We start from the raw sequence: 4,010 nt of genomic DNA on the forward strand, positions 1-4,010 counted from the left end.
GCCTTGATCATAGCTTGGAGCACCTTTTTTTCGATACTTTGAGGGAAAATAGTTTCAACCCTTACCTCGTTGACTGCCTCAAGCTTTCCCTTTACTCCTATATGGGGGTTTGTATCTTCCCCAGGCAGGAAACGTCCCTCACCCGCCCCCGAAAAGGAACAATGGCTATAGTTGCCGATGGAACCAGCCCCTGCATTTCCTAGAGCTTCCCTAAGTAGTTCAGCATTTTCAGCAGGGACAAAGACCACTAGCTTCTTAAGTGTGTCTTCATACGTTGGAACTAGCACTTCAGGATTCTGTAATCCCAGCGCCTCGGCAAGCAAATCGTTCACACCACCCACAGCTATGTCGAGGTTGGTATGGGCGGCATAGACAGCAATGTCATTCTTGATGAGCTTTGCAATTATTCTTCCGGCCGGAGTATCCGTTGCGATCTTCTGCAGCGGCCTGAAAATTGGAGGATGATGAGCGATAATTAATTGGGCATTTTTCGCAATTGCTTCATCCACAACTTCCTCGTTCACATCAAGAGCTACCAGGACAGTTTGCACGTGCTGGTTTAGCGCTCCAATCTGAAGGCCAATTTTATCCCCTTCCACCGCAAGGGATTTTGGAGAGAATTGTTCAAAAAGTTGGATTACCTCATGGCCATTAACTTTTTTCACTTTAGTACCTCCTCAGCCATATTGATCTTTCTTTCTAATTCGAGCCTCTTGCTCGCTGTTTCTTCATTTTGTACTGCATCATTAAGCTGGCTTAAGATCCGTTCCCAGTTTTTCTTTTCCTGGTTCCATTTTTCTATGAATATCAGTGATTTTTCTCCCATTAAAAATGGACCAAACAAAATTCCTGCTTCAAGATTCCTTTGTTGAAACGGCTTTAATGGCTCTCCTCTTTCAGCAACTAAAATCTCATATATTTTCCCATCTTCTTTAAGGATTTCTTCTCTCATTAATTCCCATCCATTATCTATCAGCCAGCTGCGGACTGCGAAACTCCCGACATTGGGCTGGAGAACAAGTCTATTCACACCATCAAGTTTTGTTTTACCACGATCGAGAATATTTGAAATTAGTGTTCCGCCCATGCCAGCAATGGTAATGCAATCAACCTCGCCAGGTTGAATCACATCAAGACCATTACCCTTGCGGACAGAAATCTCGGCTGTAAGATTTTCAGATTGTACCTGCTCAAGCGCAGATTGATATGGCCCCTCTGCCACCTCGCCGGCAATGGCGCCAGGTACGATTCCTTTTTTCACTACATTGCATGGCAAATAGGCATGGTCGGAACCAATATCAGCCAGCCTTGCACCTTGAGGAATATTATTTGCAACGGCTTCTAGCCGGTTCGATAGCTTTTCAGAATTCATTCAAGTCACCTTCTAAATCGTATTTTGCTTTTATTAGTATATGAAAAGCTCCTGCCCCTTGTCCAATCAAGCTTGGATTAAATTAAAAGGCCCTTTGCTTCTGCAAAGAGCCTTTCATTGTATTACTTCATTTTTGAAAGGAATTCAGCCATTTGTTCTTCTTTACCAGCTGCCATTCCTGGAGGCATGTTGCCCTTACCATTCGTAATGATGTCCTTGATTTCATCTTTAGAATATCTGCCGCCTACACCTTTTAACGAAGGACCAGCACCACCTTCATACTGTTGTCCGTGGCATCCTGCGCAAGTTTGCTTGTAGAACTCCTCAGGATTCACTTCAGCAGTCTCCTCAGTCTTTCCGCCGCCTTCTTTTTCTTTCGCTAAGTCTTCGGAATCTCCAAGTCCTTTGAAAGAAAGCAGGAACATTAAGCCGATGCCCATTACCATGATTAATACGAATGGAATGATTGGATTACGATTCATCATATACCCTCCCTTATGTATAACATCACTTTTAAATAATAATTTCAAGCAACTATTATTTTACTTGAAAAACGTTTACAGGAAAAGCAAAAAAGCAAACTTTGTCACACTTGTTCACAAATTAGACAAAAAACCCCATCAAATGATGAAGTTTTTGCGTAATCATTCATCTTTACTATTTCCAACCTAGCAGCCAATTAACCTAGCGATGACCATTCTTTGTACCTCGGAAGTACCTTCGCCGATTTCAAGCAGCTTTGCATCTCTCATATAGCGCTCCACTTCATACTCTCTCATATATCCATACCCCCCATGGATCTGGACAGCCTGATCAGCTACTTCCATCGCAATTTCAGAAGCGTACAGCTTGCAAATTGATGCTTCTTTTGAGAATGGCCGCCCTTGGTCCTTCAGCCATGCTGCCTTGTATACCATATTGCGTGCCAGTTCAATTTTCATGGCCATATCAGCAAGTTTGAATTGGATTGCCTGGAATTTAGAAAGTGACTTTCCAAATTGTTTTCTTTCTTGCGCATATTGCAGAGCCTTTTCATATGCAGCCTGTGCTACACCGACTGCCATTGCGCCAATACCGATTCTGCCCCCATCCAGGGTAATCAGGAATTGCTTGAAGCCTTCCCCTTTTTTGCCAAGAAGGTTTTCAACCGGCACCCGAACATTTTCCATTACTAGCTCGGTTGTATTTGACGCATTCAATCCCATTTTTTCATAATTATCAATTACTGTAAAACCAGGAGCATCTGTTGGAACGATGATTGCACTGATTTCTTTCATTCCATTATTGTCCCCGGTGATTGCCGTCAATGCAAGATGTTTGGCATAGCTGGCGTTCGTAATAAAACATTTGCTTCCATTAATCACAAACTCTCCATTTTCCTCTTTAGCTGTCGTCTGTGTTCCCCCAGCATCAGATCCTGCATTAGGTTCTGTCAATCCAAATGCACCAAGAGATTCCCCTGTACAAATAGGCTCCAGATACTTCTGCTTTTGTTCCTCTGTTCCAAACAGGTTAATAGGCGCACCGCCAAGAGAAATATGTGCTGAGTAAGTAATCCCAGTAGAAGCACACCCCCTGCTCAACTCCTCTGTTACAATCGCGAAACTGACTGTATCGGCTCCTGCCCCGCCGTATTCTTCTGGAAAAGGAAGTCCCAACATTCCAAGTTCCCCAAGTTTTTTGAAGATTTCTGTCGGAAACTGTTTTGTTTTATCTCTTTCAATTGCTCCAGGAGCTACTTCTTCCTCCGAAAACTCTCTAATTGTCCTTTTAATCATTGCCTGTTCAGATGTTAAATCAAAATTCATTTCCATCCCCCTTAAGCTGTTGAATACGTTTACATTCTTCATTATAAAGGTGAATAGATAATATTCTCAACATTTAAAAACTTTTAAATAATTAATAATTATATAAATATAGTAATAATCAGAAGGACTATACCTGCGATTCCGGAAATTTTAAATGAAATCATTTTCCATTTAACACCCGCTATGACCCATAATAAACAATTGGCGATGGTCACGAAATAAAGTATGTATGTATTGTCCGGAAAGGATATTTCTGCTGCCTGGATTGTAATGATCAATAAAATCAGCGCCGTGGTAAGCAATGGGATCAATTTTAAATAAGATTTGGAGATTAAGTAAACACCTGAAATTAGGGAACTTATTCCAAAAAGAATGATAATGGCAATTTGCAAAATGAGAGATAATTCAGTAAAATAAAATAACAATACTGAAAGCGATAACAATCCAAGTAAAAAAACAGTTAAGATTTTAGGCAGCGCAAACTGGCTCTTTTTAGCAGCTGGTAAGGCTTCTGAAACGCCTTCAGTATATAGATTTAGAAGAAAATCACAATAGTGTCCTGGCAGCATTCTGTTTTGTTTCCAATAGTTTATTTCATTAATGATGATTTCCTTGCGCTGATCGTCCATAGATTGCACTTCCTGTCTTAAATAATTCTTTTCAAAAAATTTGGCGGTGTTAAACCTGTCTGTTGATTTCCGCTCCAGGCACTCGCTTTCCGCGGGGCGTCAGGTGAGCCTCCTCGTCGCTTTGCTCCTGGGGGTCTCACCTTGGCCGCTAATCCCGCAGGACTTGGATATGCTTCCTCCCAATCTGCCCACGCACGATGG

General features: G+C 41.8%; 5 protein-coding genes and 1 pseudogene. All 6 read right to left on the reverse strand.

Annotation, left to right across the window (positions count from 1 at the left end):
- A partial coding sequence (locus WB217_RS06990) for a Nif3-like dinuclear metal center hexameric protein (RefSeq protein WP_423991937.1) occupies positions 1-665 on the reverse strand: 665 nt, incomplete at its 3' end.
- Positions 662-1,372 (reverse strand): tRNA (adenine(22)-N(1))-methyltransferase, encoded by a 711-nt coding sequence (locus WB217_RS06995; RefSeq protein WP_423991939.1) that lies wholly within the window; start codon positions 1,370-1,372, stop codon positions 662-664. The genes WB217_RS06990 and WB217_RS06995, both read right to left, overlap by 4 nt.
- Before the next feature lie 122 nt (positions 1,373-1,494).
- Positions 1,495-1,854, reverse strand: a complete 360-nt coding sequence (gene cccA / locus WB217_RS07000) for a cytochrome c550 (RefSeq protein ID WP_423410777.1) — start codon at positions 1,852-1,854, stop codon at positions 1,495-1,497.
- A gap of 186 nt (positions 1,855-2,040) precedes the next feature.
- A complete protein-coding gene (locus WB217_RS07005; RefSeq protein WP_423991942.1) occupies positions 2,041-3,180 on the reverse strand; it encodes an acyl-CoA dehydrogenase family protein in 1,140 nt (379 codons plus the stop codon).
- A gap of 98 nt (positions 3,181-3,278) precedes the next feature.
- A complete protein-coding gene (locus WB217_RS07010) occupies positions 3,279-3,809 on the reverse strand; it encodes a hypothetical protein (RefSeq protein ID WP_423991944.1) in 531 nt (176 codons plus the stop codon).
- Positions 3,810-3,826: 17 nt separating this feature from the next.
- A pseudogene (locus WB217_RS07015) lies at positions 3,827-4,010 on the reverse strand (hypothetical protein); the annotation flags it as partial.

It is taken from the genome of Mesobacillus sp. (assembly GCF_049588175.1).
Taxonomy (GTDB): domain Bacteria; phylum Bacillota; class Bacilli; order Bacillales; family Cytobacillaceae; genus Mesobacillus.

Excerpts from the sequence above, each read along its gene's own strand:
- WB217_RS07005 (WP_423991942.1), bottom strand. The coding sequence starts at position 3,180 with ATGAATTTTGATTTAACATCTGAACAGGCAATGATTAAAAGGACAATT.
- cccA (WP_423410777.1), bottom strand. The coding sequence starts at position 1,854 with ATGAATCGTAATCCAATCATTCCATTCGTATTAATCATGGTAATGGGC.
- WB217_RS06995 (WP_423991939.1), bottom strand. The coding sequence starts at position 1,372 with ATGAATTCTGAAAAGCTATCGAACCGGCTAGAAGCCGTTGCAAATAAT.
- WB217_RS07010 (WP_423991944.1), bottom strand. The coding sequence starts at position 3,809 with ATGGACGATCAGCGCAAGGAAATCATCATTAATGAAATAAACTATTGG.